This is a genomic window from Flavobacterium lacustre (assembly GCF_027474525.2).
GTDB classification, from domain to species: domain Bacteria; phylum Bacteroidota; class Bacteroidia; order Flavobacteriales; family Flavobacteriaceae; genus Flavobacterium; species Flavobacterium lacustre.
The window spans coordinates 2,464,909-2,481,529 of record NZ_CP114882.2 but is presented as its reverse complement, the minus strand read 5'-3'; the positions used below and the strand labels follow the sequence as shown (position 1 = coordinate 2,481,529).

The 16,621-nt window shown below is 31.5% G+C and carries 18 protein-coding genes and 1 other RNA gene; 8 read left to right on the top strand and 11 right to left on the bottom strand.

The annotated features are described in order from the left end of the window. Window positions 1–40 precede the first annotated feature (40 nt). On the bottom strand, window positions 41–520 hold the full coding sequence (locus O6P34_RS10775) for an Lrp/AsnC family transcriptional regulator (protein ID WP_072943262.1): 480 nt from the start codon (window positions 518–520) through the stop codon (window positions 41–43). Window positions 521–597: 77 nt separating this feature from the next. Then, on the bottom strand, window positions 598–1,752 hold the full coding sequence (locus tag O6P34_RS10770; RefSeq protein ID WP_269684510.1) for a M14 family metallopeptidase: 1,155 nt from the start codon (window positions 1,750–1,752) through the stop codon (window positions 598–600). A 311-nt stretch (window positions 1,753–2,063) separates the two neighbouring features. Between O6P34_RS10770 and O6P34_RS10765 the strand changes: the two genes are divergently transcribed. Then, complete coding sequence (locus tag O6P34_RS10765; RefSeq protein ID WP_269684509.1) at window positions 2,064–2,540, top strand: helix-turn-helix domain-containing protein; 477 nt, start codon at window positions 2,064–2,066, stop codon at window positions 2,538–2,540. Between the two features lie 39 nt (window positions 2,541–2,579). Here O6P34_RS10765 and O6P34_RS10760 read toward each other — a convergent pair whose 3' ends face one another. Beyond that, window positions 2,580–3,140, bottom strand: a complete 561-nt coding sequence (locus tag O6P34_RS10760) for a 1-acyl-sn-glycerol-3-phosphate acyltransferase (RefSeq protein WP_269684508.1) — start codon at window positions 3,138–3,140, stop codon at window positions 2,580–2,582. A gap of 61 nt (window positions 3,141–3,201) precedes the next feature. Between O6P34_RS10760 and O6P34_RS10755 the strand changes: the two genes are divergently transcribed. Continuing rightward, window positions 3,202–3,867, top strand: a complete 666-nt coding sequence (locus O6P34_RS10755; protein ID WP_269684507.1) for a spermidine synthase — start codon at window positions 3,202–3,204, stop codon at window positions 3,865–3,867. Window positions 3,868–3,940: 73 nt separating this feature from the next. Further along, the gene (locus tag O6P34_RS10750; protein WP_269684506.1) at window positions 3,941–4,651 is read left to right on the top strand and encodes a potassium channel family protein; all 711 of its coding nucleotides are present in this window, start codon (window positions 3,941–3,943) and stop codon (window positions 4,649–4,651) included. Window position 4,652: 1 nt separating this feature from the next. Here the strand turns inward: O6P34_RS10750 and kdsB are convergent, their stop codons facing one another. The 4 genes from kdsB to O6P34_RS10730 all read right to left on the bottom strand — a co-directional run bounded on the left by kdsB (window position 4,653) and on the right by O6P34_RS10730 (window position 8,122). Continuing rightward, complete coding sequence (gene kdsB, locus O6P34_RS10745) at window positions 4,653–5,378, bottom strand: 3-deoxy-manno-octulosonate cytidylyltransferase (protein WP_269684505.1); 726 nt, start codon at window positions 5,376–5,378, stop codon at window positions 4,653–4,655. A 61-nt stretch (window positions 5,379–5,439) separates the two neighbouring features. Further along, window positions 5,440–6,270: a 4,5-DOPA-extradiol-dioxygenase gene (gene ygiD / locus O6P34_RS10740; RefSeq protein ID WP_269684504.1), complete on the bottom strand. Its 831-nt coding sequence runs from the start codon at window positions 6,268–6,270 to the stop codon at window positions 5,440–5,442. Between the two features lie 16 nt (window positions 6,271–6,286). Then, on the bottom strand, window positions 6,287–6,688 hold the full coding sequence (locus O6P34_RS10735; protein ID WP_269684503.1) for a VOC family protein: 402 nt from the start codon (window positions 6,686–6,688) through the stop codon (window positions 6,287–6,289). Window positions 6,689–6,700: 12 nt separating this feature from the next. Further along, window positions 6,701–8,122, bottom strand: coding sequence for an ATP-dependent DNA helicase (locus O6P34_RS10730; protein ID WP_269684502.1), 1,422 nt, complete (start codon window positions 8,120–8,122; stop codon window positions 6,701–6,703). A gap of 154 nt (window positions 8,123–8,276) precedes the next feature. On the opposite strand from O6P34_RS10730, the gene O6P34_RS10725 reads away from it, so the two are divergent. Both O6P34_RS10725 and O6P34_RS10720 read left to right on the top strand, forming a co-directional pair. Continuing rightward, window positions 8,277–9,083, top strand: a complete 807-nt coding sequence (locus tag O6P34_RS10725; RefSeq protein ID WP_269684501.1) for a DUF3822 family protein — start codon at window positions 8,277–8,279, stop codon at window positions 9,081–9,083. Continuing rightward, complete coding sequence (locus tag O6P34_RS10720) at window positions 9,080–9,670, top strand: RsmD family RNA methyltransferase (protein ID WP_269684500.1); 591 nt, start codon at window positions 9,080–9,082, stop codon at window positions 9,668–9,670. Before O6P34_RS10725 ends, O6P34_RS10720 begins: the two co-directional genes overlap by 4 nt. A gap of 74 nt (window positions 9,671–9,744) precedes the next feature. Here O6P34_RS10720 and O6P34_RS10715 read toward each other — a convergent pair whose 3' ends face one another. From O6P34_RS10715 to rnpB, 3 genes are all read right to left on the bottom strand, one after another. Further along, window positions 9,745–10,161 (bottom strand): response regulator, encoded by a 417-nt coding sequence (locus tag O6P34_RS10715; protein ID WP_269684499.1) that lies wholly within the window; start codon window positions 10,159–10,161, stop codon window positions 9,745–9,747. A 2-nt stretch (window positions 10,162–10,163) separates the two neighbouring features. Further along, window positions 10,164–12,716 carry a PAS domain-containing sensor histidine kinase gene (locus O6P34_RS10710; protein WP_269684498.1) on the bottom strand — a complete coding sequence of 851 codons (2,553 nt, stop codon included), beginning with the start codon at window positions 12,714–12,716 and terminating at the stop codon, window positions 10,164–10,166. Between the two features lie 320 nt (window positions 12,717–13,036). After that, an RNA gene (rnpB, locus tag O6P34_RS10705) (RNase P RNA component class A) lies at window positions 13,037–13,353 on the bottom strand. A 121-nt stretch (window positions 13,354–13,474) separates the two neighbouring features. Here rnpB and O6P34_RS10700 point away from each other — a divergent pair. The 3 genes from O6P34_RS10700 (at window position 13,475) to O6P34_RS10690 (ending at window position 15,600) form a co-directional block, all read left to right on the top strand. Further along, the gene (locus O6P34_RS10700; RefSeq protein WP_269684497.1) at window positions 13,475–13,765 is read left to right on the top strand and encodes a hypothetical protein; all 291 of its coding nucleotides are present in this window, start codon (window positions 13,475–13,477) and stop codon (window positions 13,763–13,765) included. 105 nt (window positions 13,766–13,870) lie between these two features. Next, entirely contained in the window at window positions 13,871–14,956 is a 1,086-nt protein-coding gene (gene dnaX, locus O6P34_RS10695; protein WP_269684496.1) for a DNA polymerase III subunit gamma/tau, read from the top strand. A 164-nt stretch (window positions 14,957–15,120) separates the two neighbouring features. Continuing rightward, window positions 15,121–15,600, top strand: coding sequence for a DNA polymerase III subunit gamma/tau (locus O6P34_RS10690; RefSeq protein ID WP_269684495.1), 480 nt, complete (start codon window positions 15,121–15,123; stop codon window positions 15,598–15,600). A 100-nt stretch (window positions 15,601–15,700) separates the two neighbouring features. Here O6P34_RS10690 and O6P34_RS10685 read toward each other — a convergent pair whose 3' ends face one another. Beyond that, on the bottom strand, window positions 15,701–16,591 hold the full coding sequence (locus O6P34_RS10685) for a Ppx/GppA phosphatase family protein (protein ID WP_269686753.1): 891 nt from the start codon (window positions 16,589–16,591) through the stop codon (window positions 15,701–15,703). Window positions 16,592–16,621: the final 30 nt, after the last annotated feature.

Below are 16,621 nucleotides of genomic sequence, written 5' to 3'. Positions count from 1 at the left end.
ATTAACTTGAGGTTATATTTTATATAGCATTCAAGATTAATTACATATTTTTAAATATAGTATGCATCAAGCGCTTCTTATCATTTATGCTTTCTTCAAGTGAAATCATCGTTTCTGTTCTGTAAACACCATCGATATCATCTATCATAAAGATTACATCTTTAGCATGTTTAGTATCTTTTGCTCTAATTTTACAAAAGATATTGAATTTTCCTGTAGTCACAGAAGCTACGGTTACAAAAGGAATCTCATTGATACGTTCCAAAACAAATTTAGTCTGAGAAGTATTATTAAGAAAAACTCCAACATAAGCAATAAAAGAATATCCTAATTTATCATAATCAAGAACTAGTGAAGACCCCATTATAATACCGGCATCTTCCATTTTTTTAACCCTAACGTGAACTGTTCCCGCAGAAATTAATAATTTTTTTGCAATATCCGTAAAAGGAACTCTTGTGTTGTCAATCAACATATCTAATATCTGATGATCTACTTCATCTAAACGAAACTTACTCATAATTCTTTAATTAATATTACTAATTACTATTACAAAGTATAAAAATATACATAAAAAATAAGAAATCGATAAATAAATTAAATTTTTACTAATCCATTAACAAATTTCATGTTATTATTTAAATAAAAATTAGCCTTTTGATTTAATTTCGGAAAATTATCATAATCATCTTTATATAAAGCTTCTTCAGCATCATACTCCACATGACCAAAATGATTTTCTAAATCGCCAATTTGACTAATGTAAGCATTAAAACAAATCTGACCATCAACCAATTCTTCTTTGTATTGTGCTGCAAAATTGGTGATTTTTTCAATACCATCATAATTTATTCTGATGTTTTTATACATTAAATCATAAAAAACGACTTTATTTTGTGAAATATTCAAATATTTATTAATTCCATTGCTAACTATATCGTTTTCGCTAAGTATCGTAAAACTCGACACAAGTGCCATAAAAACATATTTTCGAGTTTCTTCTCTTTGATAATCATTCGGAAAATGTCCTGCTTCAAACAACACTGTCGGAACACCTAAATACTGAAACGTATCGCCAATACAGTTAATATTAAATGAATCATCAAAACGCCCCACTTGCCCCGGTATATATTGTTGCAAAACATCATTTATTCCCGCAATTAAATTAATTGCTTTCAATCGAGAATCATTAATCTCTCTTTCTTCATTATAAGAAGGCGCCAAAAAGGATAAAGTTGCTGGTTTTCCAGTACTTCCAACTCCAAAAATAGTACGCTGATCATGCAAATTAAAGCAATAGTGCGGTTCAAATGATTCAAAAGTTTCTCGCAAGACCCTGCTTTCTGGCTGTGTCAAATTTTGAGAATCACGATTTAAATCAATTTTATTAGCATTTTCTCGTGTATATAAAGTAGCACCATCCGGATTTAAAATCGGAATGCAACAAAAAGTAAAGGTACTTAACAATTGATTTGCTAATTCCGAATCGCTGTTTAACAGATTCAAGAAATCAAAAAGCGCTTTTGTGGTCGTACTTTCATTACCATGCATTTGAGACCAAAGAAAAATTCTTGTTTCTCCAACACCAATTTGATACTTATAAATTGGTTTTTCAAGTACTGATTTTCCAATAACACTAACTTGATTATTGCTGTTTAATTGCTGTAATAAGGGTTCGATATTTTCTAAAGTAATGTAACGACCCTGAATTGATTGCTCCTTATATTGTTGGAACATTTGCTCTAAATTCATACTAAATTATTTGATTTACAAAAGTAAACATCTTTACATTTACAATTGTAAACTTGTTTTTATTTGATTATTTTAGATTTGTAAACAGCTTTAGTTCGGTTTAAATCGGTTTTGCCATTACCGTGATTAACAATTGTTACTAGTTATAATTTTAACAATTAAATTATTATTTATCAGTTATTTAATTATTATTACATTATGTTATAATTTAAATTAATTATTCTTTTTTAAGTAATTTACAGTTGTAATTTTGGCTAATCACACTATTTTAATTACATTTGTAAATACACTATTTTTAAATACAATTTACAATGGTAAACACAGATGATTTTATAAAAAGATTAGAAATTATACTGGATTATTATAGCCTGAATGCCTCTTCATTTGCGGATAAAATTGGAGTACAACGTTCCAGTTTATCTCACCTGCTGTCCGGAAGGAACAAACCCAGTTTAGATTTTATTCTTAAAATTTTAGACGGTTTCCCTGATGTAGATTTATATTGGATTTTGAATGGCAAAGGAACTTTTCCAAAAAATGAAGAAAACATCATGCCTAAGCAAAATACATTTGATGAACTTTTAAAACCAAATATTCCCACTCCCTCCAAAATAGAAATTGTACCGGAAAATTTATTTTCTAAAATACAAAGCACAAAGCACAACGATTTATTAGAAACAAAAAAAACAGAATCTCAAAATACGATGAAAGATTCTGCTTCGGGCGAAATTGATAAAATTGTAATTTTTTATAAAAACGGAACTTTTAAGAGTTACATTCCAGATTAAAATAAAAAACCCGATTCAGAAAATCTGAATCGGGGTTTTCTATTTATTTTCAAAAAAATATCCGTTTTCAGGAATTTTTCCTTCAACGCCTATAAAATGTTGGGTTAAAATACTCATGTCTAAATCAATATTTCCTGATGGTAGCATAGGACTTCCAAGGTTAACTTCTTTTTTACCAAAATTAAATGCTACTGGAATTATGGGCACATTGGCTTTCAAAGCAATATAATAAAATCCGGTTTTAAGTTCCGCTACTTTGGTACGAGTCCCTTCGGGAGCAACAGCAAGTCTAAAAACTTCTTTTCTTTTAAAAATAGCAGCAATTGAATCTACTTTATTTAATCCGCCCGTTCTGTCTAATGGTTCACCCCCCATATATCTGAAATAAAACCCGAAAGGAAAACGAAACAATTCTTTTTTTCCTACCCAATGCATCTCTAATCCTGTAATTCCTCGCGTAAAAACCCCCAAATAAAAATCATGATTACTTGTGTGAGGCATTACCATCATTACGCATTTTTTAATATCCGGATCAATGGAACCTACAATTTTCCAACCCATCAGCCTGAAAAATATCCATTTGTAAAATTGTTTCTTCATTCTTTTACTATTTCTTACAAAATAAATAATTTAAATCTTATTTTTGAGAAAAACTGCCCTAATGATTCAAAAACTTTTCAGCTATCTTGTTCCAATAAAAATCTATCAGACAAAATCTGCTATTAGCAAATCTATAGAAGTTACTTGGGCAAATGGTGAATTAGTATTAGATTCTGAAAACACAAATTATTCCTACGGTAGCTTACAACGCATTTTAAAAATTGGATTGAAGAATATTGGTTTTGAAAAAATAACAGCAATGGACTCTGTTTTAGTTTTAGGTGTTGCAGGAGGAAGTGTTATTAAAACATTGGTAGACGAAATCAAATTTAAAGGAAAAATTACAGGAGTTGAAATTGATGCCGAAATAATCGAAATTGCAAATAATTATTTTAAGCTAAATGAAATTCAAAATTTAGACCTTCATATCGAAGATGCTTTCGAATTTGTTTTGAAAACCAAAGATAAATACAACTTAATCATCATTGATATTTTTCAAGATACTATGATGCCCAATTTTTTATTTGAAAAATTCTTTATTCATCGCATTTGTCATTTATTAAAAAGTAACGGTTTTGTATTATTCAATACCATGTGTTTGAATGAAAAAGACAATTTGAGAAATGAACACTATGTAACAGAATTTTATAAAAATCAATTCAAAATAAAAACCATTCCGCGTATTGAAATGCATAACGAATTGATTGTAATTGAGAAGTTAAACTAAATTCACAGTCTGATTCTGTACAAAAATGTATTTTTTTTCGTACCTTAGAATGCATAACTAATCTTCATTTACAATGAAAACAATTGTAAAAAAATTGTTATTAGGAAAAACATCAAAAGGGGCAAAACCAAAGTTCAATCCCATTCAGAAACGGATACAAAACATTCAATCTATCTGGAACAACGACCATCAGGATGACAATGGTCTGGAAAAAATAGTTCGTTTATTTCTCTCCTCTTCACAATTACTTTTCCCAGGAATTTACATTAAATATTGGGCCAGTAAAAAAGGAATTGAATACCAGGATTTAGCTTTAGATTTTTATGTTTTGCTCAAAGTAGTATTTCCAATATTGATTTTAATAAACCATTGGCAAAACAATCAATGGCTTATTGGGATTCTGATTTACGTTTTTTTAGAAACTGTATTTTATATTCCAACACTCATTTTTGCTTCGGATATGTTTTCAAAACCACGTTCTTATAAACGATCTATGCTGTTGCTTTTTTTTAACTATTTAGAAATTGCGTTTGCTTATGCCGTTTTTTATTCCTGTGACAATTACCTGAACAAACCCTTTCACCATTGGTTTGATGCGATTTATTTCAGCATTGTGACTTCGTCATCTATAGGATATGGCGATTATTATCCGGTAACAACAATTGGGAAATTCTTAGTGAGTACCCAAGCCTTATTATTTCTGTTCTTTATTGTGCTTTTCTTAAATTTCTTTTCCACCAAAATAAAAACCAGAGGCTATTTTGACCATGAAAATCTAGAATAAATTACAGCATTTTTCTCGCTTTCTCTAAATCTTCCGGAGTGTCAATACCGATTCCGACATGTGTCGTTTCGACCATTTTAATTCGTTTTCCAAATTCAAGATAGCGTAATTGCTCCAGTTTTTCGGATGCTTCCAAAGATTGCATTGGTAAACTGTAAAAATCTAATAAAGCTTGTTTTCTAAACGCATAAATTCCGATGTGTTGCATGTATCGAACACCTACATTTTTCTCTCTTGGATATGGAATTACCGAACGCGAAAAGTACAATGCGAATCCGTTTTGGTCCACGACCACTTTTACATTATTCGGATTATTAATTTCGTCTTCATTAGTGATTTCACGCATCAAAGAAGCTAAATCCACTTTTTTATCCGAATCATTTCTGAAAACTTCAATGACTTTTGCCAAAGGTTCCGCATCGATAAATGGTTCATCTCCTTGAACATTTATCACAATATCAACGTCCAGATTTTCGACAGCTTCCGCAATTCGATCACTTCCTGATTCGTGTTCCTTGATACTCCTGATGGCTTTTCCGCCATGAGAAACGATTTCATCAAAAATTAAATCGGAATCTGTTACCACAAAAACATCATTAAACAATTGCGTGTTTATCGCGGCTTCATAAGTTCTTAAAATCACTGTTTTTCCTCCTAAATCCTGCATCAGTTTAGCGGGAAATCGGGTTGATGCATAACGGGCTGGAATGACTGCTATTATTTTCATTACTTATTTATATTTTTTCTATTAATCAAATTAAAAACAATCTCTCAATCAAGAGATTTTATCACATAATCTTCACCGAAGTCATACTCAACGAACCTCCTAATAACTTATCATTGAACAAACTCAGTTCTTCTGTTTTTCCTTTTAATCCCAAAGTATAAATCAAGGGCAAATAATGTTCCGGCGTAGGAATTGCCAATTGAAGTGCTCTACTTTGTGTTTCATAATCAATCAGTGGCTGAAAATTACCGTCCAGTAAATAATTATTGACAGTTTCCTTTGCTTCAATTGCCCAATCGTAACCATAATTATCTTTTTCGAAATTCTGAAAATCGACTAATCTCAAATTATGAACAATATTACCACTGCCTACAATCAAGATTCCTTTGGTACGCAACGCACTTAATTTTTGAGCCAAGTCAAAATGGTATTGACCAGATTTGGTGTAATCAATACTCAACTGAATTACAGGAACATTTGCCTCGGGATATAAATGTTTAATAACACTCCAAGCACCGTGATCTAAGCCCCAATGTTCGTCCAGCTCTACTTCTACCGGTGTCAATAATTGTTTGGTTTCTACTGCTAATTCTGGACTTCCTTTGGCAGGATATTGCACATCGAACAGCGCTTGCGGAAAACCACCAAAATCGTGAATCGTTCTGGGCATTTCCATTGCGGTAACCTTTGTCCCTTTGGTAAACCAATGCGCCGAAATACACAAAATGGCATTCGGTTGCGGTAACGTTTTAGCCAAATTTTGAAAACCCGTCACAAACTGATTTTCTTCAATCGCATTCATGGGGCTGCCGTGTCCTAAAAATAGCACTGGCATTTTTTTGGTATTCGAAAAAGAGCCTGAAATTTTATGTAAGTCGTTTAGTGTGTTCATAATAAATATGTTCTATTTACCCTTGATTATCCGTTCGTTCTATCAAATCACAAAGATTGCCGTAAATATCAGCAAAAACAGCTACTTTACCATACGCTTCCAGGATAGGTTTTCTAATAATTTCAACTTGATTGTCCAGTAGATTTTGATAATCTCTTTCGAAATTATCAGTATTTAAAAATAGAAAAACGCGTCCACCAGTTTGATTTCCTACTCTATTTAATTGTTCATTATTTACTGCTTTTGCTAGTAACAAACTGAACCCAATTGTACCTTTTGGTGCAACTAAAACCCATCGCTTTGTATCATTTAAAACAGTATCTTCAATTAAATCAAAATGCAATTTTTGAGTATAAAAAGCAATCGCCTCATCATAATCGGTAACAACCAAAGCAATATGTGCTATTCTTTGCTTCATTATTTTTTAAATTTATTCCACAAAATTCTCATCCTTAAATCCTATTAAATATAATTTATTTTTGGCACGGGTCATAGCCGTGTATAACCAGCGAATATAATCTCGATTGATGCCATCCGGCAAATACGGTTGTTCTATAAAAACGGTATTCCATTGACCACCTTGAGATTTATGGCACGTAATTGCATACGAAAATTTAACTTGAAGACCGTTGAAATATTCGTTGGCTTTCACTTTTTGGAATTGCTTGAATTTGGTTTCACCTTCATAATCTTTCAACACTTCTTGATACAATCTATTGGATTCTTCATAAGTTAATGATGGCGATTCACTTTTTATGGTGTCCATTAATAATACCGTTTCAAATGGAATCTGATTCGGGTAATCAATCATTCGGATTTTTACTTTGGCAAACTTAAAACCATATAATTCTTTGATATTAAAAATTTCTAATATTTCGATAATATCACCATTGGCAATAAAACCCGCTTCATCAGAATCTTTTAACCAAAAATAATTGTTTTTTACCACCATCAGAAAATCGCCTGTGGAAAGTTCGCTTTCTTTATCGAGGATTTTGGTTCGGATTTGCTCATTATATTGATTCGCTCTTTTATTCGAACGAACAATAAAAGCGGTGTCCTCTATACTGTAATTGCTGTAGGCGGAATTTATGGCATCCTGAATATCATAACCATCGGTCAACCGGACTATATCTTTGAATTTCTTAAGATCAAATTGGAAATCAGTGATGAATGAATCTTTCAATAATTCCCGAAGCTCTGTCGCATTATGCAAAATCCCGGAATTTTCTTCTTGACGCATGACTTCGTCCAATTCAATATGTTCTACTTCTTTATCATAATTCATTCCCAAAGTACGAATGTCCAAAGCCGGACTGATATCCAAATTCACCGGAGGCAACTGAGCCGTATCACCCAGTAAAATCATTTTGCAATTGGTTCCTGAATACACATAGGAAATCAAATCATCAAGCAAAGAACCATTTTCATATAACTTAGAATCGGAATTGGTATCCGAAATCATCGAAGCTTCATCTACGATAAAAATAGTATTCTTGTGTTTGTTTTGTTGCAACGTAAACGAAACGCCACCACCGGAAGATTTCTTGGGAAAGTATATTTTTTTATGAATCGTAAAAGCCGGTTTGTTCGAATAATTAGCAATTACTTTAGCTGCACGGCCCGTTGGCGCGAGCAAAACATATTTTTTATTAATGTCTAATAAACTATTTACAATCGTAGAAATTACGGTTGTTTTTCCAGTTCCTGCGTATCCTTTTAAAACAAAAATGGTTCTATTATCGGTTTCAGTTAAAAAAATAGCGATTTTTTGAAAAAAAACATCCTGTTTATACGTGGGTTGAAAAGGGAATTTTTTTTGTAAAAGGCTATAAAACAGGGAGGAATTCATTTCGTGTTATTTGACTGCAAAGTAAAGAATGTTTTTTCAATTTCAAGGTGAATAGCAATTTCAATTTTCAATTACTGCTATTGAATTTTGCCATAGCAATTGTTATTGATTTTAAAATTTGTAAGTTTGCGTTGTTGAAAAAACCAATAGTATTATGAATATAGCCGAAAAAAAATATAAAAAACTTTCCATTCAAGTTTCCTTGACGGGACTTTCTTTTTGTTGTTTTGATACGCTAAATAATACGGTAACTTCCTTTAACGAAGTGCATTTTGATACGTTTCATAAAGCCACAAAAATTGAAGATTTATTTGCAGATGCTTTCCGAGATTATCCAGAATTAAAGGATTCCTATGATGAAATTTTGGTGATTCACAACAATAATCTTTCTACTTTTGTTCCGGAACCGTTATTTGACGAAAACTTTTTAGGCAGTTATTTGCAATACAATACGAAGGTTTTTGAAACTGATTTTTTTGCTTTTGATGAAATTCCGAACTATCAAATGAATACGGTTTACATTCCGTATGTGAATATCAATAATTTTTTTATTGACCAATTTGGTTCTTTCGATTACAAACATGCCAATAGTATTTTGGTTTCCAAATTATTAGTTGCTTCGAAAAATAAGGATGATAAAAAAATGTTTGTACATATTAATACCGGTCATTTTGAAATCATTGTGGTTCAGAACCAAAAATTATTGCTTTTCAATTCATTTGATTACAACACGCCGGAAGATTTCTTGTATTACATCTTATTTACTGCCGAACAATTGAACTTAAATCCGGAAAATTTCCCATTGGAACTAATCGGAAATATTGATACCGAAAGTGATTATTTCAAAATCGCTTACAAATACATTCGCAACGTTTCACTCCTAGATGTGGAAGATTTGCGATGGAACAATTATTTTTCTGAGGCCGAAAACAGAAATCATTTTATACTTTTCAACTCATGAGAATCATTTCAGGAAAATACAAAGGAAGACGCATTTTTCCACCAAAAGGATTGCCCGTTCGCCCCACAACCGACATGTCTAAAGAAGCATTATTTAATGTTTTGAACAACCATTTCAGTTTTGAAGGACTTAAAGTATTAGATTTATTCGCAGGAACCGGAAATATCAGTTACGAATTTGCTTCAAGGGGAAGCATGCCAATCACTTCTGTTGATGGTGATTTTGGTTGTGTAAAATTCATCAAACAAGTCGCAGCCGAATATGATTTTAATATTGCCGCCACAAAAAGTGATGTTTTCACGTATTTAGAAAGATGCAAAACGTCATATGATATTATTTTTGCGGATCCACCTTATGCTTTGGACCAAAAAACTTTCGAGAAAATCATCTTATTAGTTTTCGAAAAAGAATTGCTAAATGAAGAAGGAATGATGGTTATCGAACATTCGAAATATACCAAACTGGATCACATGATGCATTTCTCCTTCAAGAAAAGTTACGGAGGTTCTATTTTTAGTTTTTTTGAATTTGAATCACAAAAAGAAACAAATGAAGATTCCAGAATAGTGAATTCTGAAGAAGAATAACAAATAAATTTCACTACAATTCATATAATAATTCCGACGAAAGTTGGAATTGTTTTTTATTTTAAACTACAAACTTAATTCAATAAAAACTCCAATTTCATATTTTCAATGAGTTCAATATTCATTGGCTTTTTCAAATATTTAGCGACTAAATAATTCTTTTCAGCCCGATCAATGTCATCTCCATTTATAGAGGAGCTCACTACAAACAGAAGAAATTTAAACTTTAATTGTTCTTTAATCTTCTCTAAAATCTTTAAAAAGTTCCATCCGTCCATGACTGGCATATTTAGATCTAAAAAAATCAAGACATAATCCTCAAAATTAATATTTGAATTATTTATTCCTAACAACGCCTCAAGCCCTTTTTCTCCATCGGTAGCTACAATTGGAGTTGAACATAAGTTCGTTTTTAACACTACTCTTTTATGCAAATAATTTGTGGTGCTATCATCATCAATTAGCAAAACATTCGCTATTCTATGTCCCATTGTTATATTTTCTTTGTAATTGTAAAATTAAAACGACTTCCTTCCTCTAAAACTGAATCAACCCAAATATCTCCTCCGTGCAAACTAACAATTTTTTTACAATGTGCTAATCCAATACCGTATCCTTCATACTCCTCTTGACTATTGAGTCTTTTGAATATGGTGAAAATTTGTTCAATATTTTTTTTGGCAATACCAATTCCATTATCAGAAACTGTAAATACCCAATCTTTATCACGCTCAATTCCTGAAATTATAATCTCTGGTGTACCATTTACTTTTTTGAACTTAATAGCATTACTAATTAAATTTTGAAATAGCAATCGCAAATACGTAGGATATGCTTTCAGAACAGGCAAATTTTCAATAGTTACCACTGCAGTATTTCTTTTTATTCTATCATCTAAATCTGTTAAGACAATTTTTAATAATTCATTACAATCAATTTCTTCGAGTGCTTCTCTTTTATCAATTCTTGCATATTCCATCAATCCGGCAATTAAAGCCCTCATTCTATTGGCTGATTTGTTTATAAATTCTACAAACAGCTTCCCTTCCTCATCTAATACTTCAGTGTATTCCTCTAATAAAAGTTCAGATAAACTGATAAGCGTAAGCAAAGGCTCTTGTAAATCATGTGATGTGATATAAGTAAATTGCTCTAATTCAGTATTTTGATTTTTAAGTAATTGGTTCGCTTTTAGTATTTCTAATTCTTTTGATTTTCTAGATGTTATATCTCGGATAAAAGCACAAAAAGTAACATCTTCATTTGTTTCAGTAAGAGGCAGAATAGTTATTTCAATAGGAAATTCTCCTTTGTTTTTATTAATACCTGAAAGTTCCAATAGTTTATTAAAAGTATATCCTTTACCGGTCATTAAATACTGCTCTACATCTTCAGCATGAAAATTCCTGGTTGATTTTGGAAAAATGACATCATAAACTCTTTTTCCAAGTACATTTTCAGAACTCCAACCAAAATATAGTGCTGCTTTGGGATTCCAAAAAGTAATTGCTCCATTTGCATTAAATTTCACTACAGCATCGAATGAAGATTGTAATATTAAATCATTACGCTGTTGGTTTTTAATTACAATATTCTGTGTGTTTTTTAATTCTGTAATATCAACACCATAACCAATCATATATTTAAATTCACCATCAATGATAGACGGTGAAAATCTTCGCATTACATAACTATCTTTACCTTCCTTATGGTATTCATCTATCCATTCTACTTGCTTTTGTGTTCGCATAGCTTCTTCAAAAAGTTTTCTTCTTGATTTTGCCATGGTTGTATCTACTCCCCTGAAATCACAATAATCAAAATCATTTTTACCTATAAGCCATTTTCTAATCTCTTCGTTCTTTATCCCAGTTGAATTAACATAAAGATAATTGTGATTTTGATCAAAAACAGCTATATCGGCTGGGATATTGTCTAAAATAGTTTCGTTAAATTTTTGCTTTTTATTATTTTCGGCTTCCTGTTCTTTTCGTTCTGTTATATCTAAAATTATTCCACTGTAAATTATTTTATCCTCTAATAAGGTAGGTAACGCATTTACTTGAAACCACTTTTTCACGCCGGAAGGCAACATTAATTTCCAGGTATAATTATATTCTTCTTTCTGTTTTATGACATTATTTAATGAGTTCAAAAATGGCTCTAAATAAGACACATCAAATTCTAAGCAAGTGATCCAATTTTTCTCAAATAATGGTAATTGAAAACCAAACATCTTTTCGAATGATTCATTTACATACGTAAAATACCCTTGTTTACTCTTATCAACAACAAATTGATAAACAACCGCCGGAATATTTTTATTAAATAGCACAACTTGATCGGCCTTTTCTTCAACTACATGTTTTTGAATCAGATAATCTGAAACTTCAGTGTTTGTCAAAACAAAATATTCTTCATCATTAATTTTTCTGTACTGAATATTTACAGATAAATTAATAACATTCCCATTGTCTTGGATGTTTTTTGATAAAAAACTATAATGATTATTTGCCTTAAGTTCTGTTATTACATTTTTCCAATGAAGTTCATTCTCAAAATAGGATTCAATCTCCCAGATGTGATATTGGGTGTGTTGCCTTAATTTTATTCCAAGTCTGGCCGTTTCACTTTTGTTTAAATAAATCAAAAGACCTTGACTATTAAAAACTTGAATTCCTTGATTGGAGTGATTTAAAAAAGATTCAAAAAAATGAAGTCTTTCTTTATATATATTTAATCTAATTTGAGAATAATTTGATTGATTAATCGCTGTTTTAGGATCAGAAGTTATGTATAATAAACCAGAGCAAAGATCTGACAGCACTTCTTCATATTTTAAAACGATATCAAAAGTTTTACCACTAGTATCTATATATCTTGTTTCTACAGATTTTGACTTATTGGCTAAACAAAAATTAATATCTGGAAAATAAATACTACAATCATTTCCTTTAGCATCAGACAATGAAAGTTTAGTTACCTCTAAAGCGGAATTATTTAAATATAAAATTTTAAATTCATTATCTAACAAAATAGCAGACATTGAAAAAGTATCTATGATATTACATATAGTCTTAATCATATGCAAATTGCTAAAATCCTAAATTCAGGTATTTCTGACATGCTTTTTTTTGATAACTGTAAAAAATAAAAATATTTTAAAAAAGAATCAAACTTCATAATACTACTCATAATTTAAAACAAATGACTTTAAATTATAAAAGCTATCCGGATACCTAAAATAAAGTAAAAATAAAAATTTTACTAATATGCAGTTTAGATTTTAGATTAAGGAAATATACAAAAGGAAATCTTTTGAAAGAAAAACACAAAAAAAGCGACTGGAAGTTCTATTAAGAATTAAAAAAATGCAGACCTATAAGCCGGATTCTGTCTCCGAAAAATCGGAGCCTTATCATTTATCTAGACTTACAATTACTCGTAAGTTCAAGCTATCTACCCTTCAGCAACGGACGAGAAGCCCTTAAATGCTGATATACTTGATATTTCACCGCATAGAGTTTACCTGGTTTCACTACAGCATTATCTGTACATACTTTCTGTTGCACTTGTCCTAATCCGATTACTCGAACCGACGGGTATTACCCGCTATGCTTCCCTATGGTGTCCGGACTTTCCTCCCTTCGCTGTAAGCGAACGACGATAAGGCGGTCTGCGGCGCAAACTTACAATATTAATCATTGGTTGCCAAGATTCGTGTATTTACTTTAACAATAGTTTTGCAATTACTTGATAATAAATTATTTAACTTTATTATCAAACAATTAATCTCCATTAATTATGAAACCAACCTATCATTATACCACAGTTTTAGAAGCTTTAGAAGATTTGAATGAAAAGGGTTTTACCTATGATTTCAACCTTCATCAACAAGATATTAAAATAAATCCGCAAAATTATGAGGTAAAACACATATACCGCTATGAAGGAGATACGGATCCCGATGAAGAATCTGTGGTGTATGGGATAGAATCCGTTTTTGGTAAAAAAGGAGTTTTTGTAGCTGGATTTTCAGCAAATTCCGATGATGAAACTACGATTGTTTTAAATAAATTAAGCATGAGCAGTTGAAAATAATTGCTTGGAAATTTTAAAATATAATGATTATTGATTTTGGGATTTGTTTTTTGGCATTTGGATTATTTCCTGCTATATTTGTCAACCAATAAAATTCTAATGGAACAATTTGTAGTATCGGCTCGTAAATATCGTCCTCAAACATTTAAAGATGTTGTGGGACAAAAAGCCATTACCAATACTTTATTGAATGCCATAGAAAGCAACCACCTTGCTTCTGCCTTATTATTTACAGGACCTCGTGGTGTGGGTAAAACAACTTGTGCCCGTATTTTGGCTCGAAAAATAAATCAGCCCGGATACGATGATCCAAATGAAGATTTTGCGTTTAATGTTTTCGAATTAGATGCAGCTTCAAACAATTCTGTTGATGATATTCGTAATTTAATTGACCAAGTTCGAATTCCACCGCAAACCGGACAATACAAAGTATATATTATTGATGAGGTGCATATGTTGTCTTCGGCAGCTTTTAATGCTTTTTTGAAAACATTGGAAGAACCACCAAAACACGCCATTTTTATTTTGGCTACGACCGAAAAACACAAAATTATACCAACGATTTTATCCCGTTGTCAAATATTTGATTTCAAAAGAATTACTGTAAAAGATGCTAAAGAACATCTGGCCGATGTAGCAGAAAGTCAAGGAGTCAATTATGAAGATGATGCTTTGCATATTATCGCTCAAAAAGCAGATGGTGCCATGCGAGATGCGTTGTCAATTTTTGACAGAGTAGTTTCATTTTGCGGAAGCAACCTGACACGCCAAGCGGTTACTGAGAATTTGAATGTTTTAGACTATGAAACCTACATCAATGTAACGGATTTGATTCTAGAAAATAAAATTCCGGAACTACTGATGGCTTTCAATGACATTTTATCAAAAGGTTTTGATTCACATCATTTTGTATCCGGATTAGCGTCTCATTTTAGAGACTTATTAGTCAGCAAAACGCCTTCAACACTTTCTTTATTAGAAGTTGGTGAACAAGCTCAAAAAATGTACGGAATACAAGCTCAAAAATGTAGCCAGGATTTTTTATTGAAAGGTATTGAAATTGCAAATGATTGCGATTTGAAATATAAAGTCAGTCAAAACCAGCGATTACTCGTTGAACTTTGCTTGATGCAACTTGCCTCTATCACTTTTGATGGAGAAAAAAAAAAGTTGAGCAATATATAATTCCGCCCACTTATTACAGAAGGAATGATTATTCTATAGTTGAAAGTAAACCTGCTGTCAAAGAAGAAACTCCAACTAAAGTTGCAGAAAAAGGGACTGAAACTCCAGCTATTGAAATTCAAAAACCTATTCCGGTTACTCCAATTATTCCTCAATACAACCCTTTGGACGACAATGGGACAAAAATTTCAGCGCTTTCTTTGTCTAGTATTCGTGCTAAAAAAGCATTAGAAGAAAATAATAAAGGCATTGTAAAAGAAGTCACTCATTTACCTACAGAAGCTTTTTCGGAAACTGAAATGTTACTGCATTGGAACAAATATGCGCAACGTTTGGGCGATAAAGGATATAAAATTATGGAGTCGTTACTCTTAATTAATGATCCAAAATTAAACGGAACCGCCATATCGATTGAACTCCCAAATGAAGGTTCAAAATTAGATTTTGAAAGTGAACTTAATGGGCTTTTAGGATATTTAAAAGGACATTTACACAATCATGACATTACTATTGAAGTAATAGTAAACGAAAGTTTTGAAAGTAAAAGAAGTTTCAATGACCAGGATCGCTACAACAGATTACATGAAATAAATCCTAATATAGAACTCTTGAGAACTACTTTTGGATTAGATATTAATGCATAAACTCAATTAAAAAACGTTTTGTTTTTAATTGAGTCTATGAATAATTTTGAGTAAAATACTATTTATTTTTCGGTCTAAAAATCAACTGTAAACGGGCTTTTTAAATTTTTCCATAATACATGGCTTTTACAATTCCATCTGCTAAACCTATTTTTGGCACATAAATATTTCTGGCGCCACTCCATTTCATTGCATTAAGATAAATTCGTGTTGCAGGTATAATTACATCGGCACGATCTGAATTCAAACCTAATTCTGCAATTCGTTGTTCGTAAGTAAGTGAATTCAAAAAAGCATATTGCGAGTTAATATAGATGTAAGACAATGGCTTTTCTTGTTGCTTACCAGACATTTTGAATAATTTATTGATATTTCCACCGGAACCAATCAATGTTACTTCGTCATAATCACTGGTATTTGTTTTAATCCATTTTTCTATTTCATCCCAAACCACATCACAAACCATATTATTCAGCAATCGTACCGTTCCAGCTTTGAAAGATCTGGAAATAATCATTTTACCATTCGAAAATAAAGTAAACTCCGTACTTCCACCACCAACATCTACAAAAAGATAGGTTTTGTCTGTTTTCAGCAAATGATGTAAATCAGTTGACGCAATAATGGCAGCTTCTTTTTTTCCGTCAATAATTTCAATTTTTATATCGGCTTTTTTCTTGATGATTGCTACAACTTCCTTTCCATTATAAGCTTCACGCATTGCTGAAGTTGCAAATGCCATATAACGCTCTACTTTATGCACTTTCATCAACAGATTAAAAGCTTTCATAGCATCACACATTCTTTCTATATTTTCTTCGGAAATTGCACCAACAGTAAAGGCATCCTGTCCTAAACGGATTGGGACACGAACCAAAGAACTTTTACTAAATTGTGTTTCTTTACCGTCTTGTTCCACAATATTTGCAATCAATAAACGCATCGCGTTAGATCCAATATCAATTGCTGCATATTTTTTTATTTTTATCATTTCCTGATGATTCGTTGATTTGTTAATTCC

Bases quoted from the DNA above. Each gene is read 5' to 3' on its own strand.
- O6P34_RS10775 (WP_072943262.1), bottom strand. From the start codon at position 520: ATGAGTAAGTTTCGTTTAGATGAAGTAGATCATCAGATATTAGATATG.
- O6P34_RS10770 (WP_269684510.1), bottom strand. From the start codon at position 1,752: ATGAATTTAGAGCAAATGTTCCAACAATATAAGGAGCAATCAATTCAG.
- O6P34_RS10765 (WP_269684509.1), top strand. From the start codon at position 2,064: ATGGTAAACACAGATGATTTTATAAAAAGATTAGAAATTATACTGGAT.
- O6P34_RS10760 (WP_269684508.1), bottom strand. From the start codon at position 3,140: ATGAAGAAACAATTTTACAAATGGATATTTTTCAGGCTGATGGGTTGG.
- O6P34_RS10755 (WP_269684507.1), top strand. From the start codon at position 3,202: ATGATTCAAAAACTTTTCAGCTATCTTGTTCCAATAAAAATCTATCAG.
- O6P34_RS10750 (WP_269684506.1), top strand. From the start codon at position 3,941: ATGAAAACAATTGTAAAAAAATTGTTATTAGGAAAAACATCAAAAGGG.
- kdsB (WP_269684505.1), bottom strand. From the start codon at position 5,378: ATGAAAATAATAGCAGTCATTCCAGCCCGTTATGCATCAACCCGATTT.
- ygiD (WP_269684504.1), bottom strand. From the start codon at position 6,270: ATGAACACACTAAACGACTTACATAAAATTTCAGGCTCTTTTTCGAAT.
- O6P34_RS10735 (WP_269684503.1), bottom strand. From the start codon at position 6,688: ATGAAGCAAAGAATAGCACATATTGCTTTGGTTGTTACCGATTATGAT.
- O6P34_RS10730 (WP_269684502.1), bottom strand. From the start codon at position 8,122: ATGAATTCCTCCCTGTTTTATAGCCTTTTACAAAAAAAATTCCCTTTT.
- O6P34_RS10725 (WP_269684501.1), top strand. From the start codon at position 8,277: ATGAATATAGCCGAAAAAAAATATAAAAAACTTTCCATTCAAGTTTCC.
- O6P34_RS10720 (WP_269684500.1), top strand. From the start codon at position 9,080: ATGAGAATCATTTCAGGAAAATACAAAGGAAGACGCATTTTTCCACCA.
- O6P34_RS10715 (WP_269684499.1), bottom strand. From the start codon at position 10,161: ATGGGACATAGAATAGCGAATGTTTTGCTAATTGATGATGATAGCACC.
- O6P34_RS10710 (WP_269684498.1), bottom strand. From the start codon at position 12,716: ATGTCTGCTATTTTGTTAGATAATGAATTTAAAATTTTATATTTAAAT.
- O6P34_RS10700 (WP_269684497.1), top strand. From the start codon at position 13,475: ATGAAACCAACCTATCATTATACCACAGTTTTAGAAGCTTTAGAAGAT.
- dnaX (WP_269684496.1), top strand. From the start codon at position 13,871: ATGGAACAATTTGTAGTATCGGCTCGTAAATATCGTCCTCAAACATTT.
- O6P34_RS10685 (WP_269686753.1), bottom strand. From the start codon at position 16,591: ATGATAAAAATAAAAAAATATGCAGCAATTGATATTGGATCTAACGCG.